This window comes from Acidovorax sp. CF316 (assembly GCF_000276605.1).
Taxonomy (GTDB): domain Bacteria; phylum Pseudomonadota; class Gammaproteobacteria; order Burkholderiales; family Burkholderiaceae_C; genus Acidovorax.
The window spans coordinates 1-1449 of the sequence record NZ_AKJX01000078.1; the positions used below are offsets into that span (position 1 = coordinate 1).

Genomic DNA, 1449 nt, shown 5'->3' on the forward strand with positions numbered 1-1449 from the left:
TTACGGCCGCCGTTTACCGGGGCTTCGATCAAGAGCTTCTCCTTGCGGATAACCCCATCAATTAACCTTCCGGCACCGGGCAGGCGTCACACCGTATACGTCCACTTTCGTGTTTGCACAGTGCTGTGTTTTTAATAAACAGTTGCAGCCAGCTGGTATCTTCGACTGGCTTCGGCTCGGGGAGCAAGTCCCTTCACCTACGCGCCAGCGTGCCTTCTCCCGAAGTTACGGCACCATTTTGCCTAGTTCCTTCACCCGAGTTCTCTCAAGCGCCTTGGTATTCTCTACCTGACCACCTGTGTCGGTTTGGGGTACGATTTCGTGTTACCTGGAGCTTAGAGGCTTTTCCTGGAAGCAGGGCATCAGTTACTTCACCACCGTGGTGGCTCGTCGTCACGCCTCAGCCTTAAGACACCCCGGATTTACCAAAGGTGTCAGCCTACACGCTTAAACCGGGACAACCGTCGCCCGGATAACCTAGCCTTCTCCGTCCCCCCTTCGCAGTAACACCAAGTGCAGGAATATTAACCTGCTTCCCATCGACTACGCTTTTCAGCCTCGCCTTAGGGGTCGACTCACCCTGCTCCGATTAACGTTGAACAGGAACCCTTGGTCTTCCGGCGAGCGGGCTTTTCACCCGCTTTATCGTTACTTATGTCAGCATTCGCACTTCTGATACCTCCAGCATGCCTCACAGCACACCTTCAACGGCTTACAGAACGCTCCCCTACCCAACAACGCATACGCGTCGCTGCCGCAGCTTCGGTGCATGGTTTAGCCCCGTTACATCTTCCGCGCAGGCCGACTCGACCAGTGAGCTATTACGCTTTCTTTAAATGATGGCTGCTTCTAAGCCAACATCCTGGCTGTCTGTGCCTTCCCACATCGTTTCCCACTTAACCATGACTTTGGGACCTTAGCTGGCGGTCTGGGTTGTTTCCCTCTTCACGACGGACGTTAGCACCCGCCGTGTGTCTCCCGTGATAACATTCTCCGGTATTCGCAGTTTGCATCGGGTTGGTAAGCCGGGATGGCCCCCTAGCCGAAACAGTGCTCTACCCCCGGAGATGAGTTCACGAGGCGCTACCTAAATAGCTTTCGGGGAGAACCAGCTATCTCCCGGTTTGATTGGCCTTTCACCCCCAGCCACAAGTCATCCGCTAATTTTTCAACATTAGTCGGTTCGGTCCTCCAGTTAGTGTTACCCAACCTTCAACCTGCCCATGGCTAGATCACCGGGTTTCGGGTCTATACCCTGCAACTTAACGCCCAGTTAAGACTCGGTTTCCCTGCGGCTCCCCTATACGGTTAACCTTGCTACAGAATATAAGTCGCTGACCCATTATACAAAAGGTACGCAGTCACCCCATAAATGAGGCTCCCACTGCTTGTACGTACACGGTTTCAGGTTCTGTTTCACTCCCCTCGCCGGGGTTCTTTTCGCCTTTC

1 rRNA gene is annotated in these 1449 nt (G+C 54.0%); it reads right to left on the minus strand.

Annotated elements, in window-relative coordinates:
- Nucleotides 1–1449: ribosomal RNA gene (locus PMI14_RS06750) — 23S ribosomal RNA — on the minus strand; the annotation flags it as partial.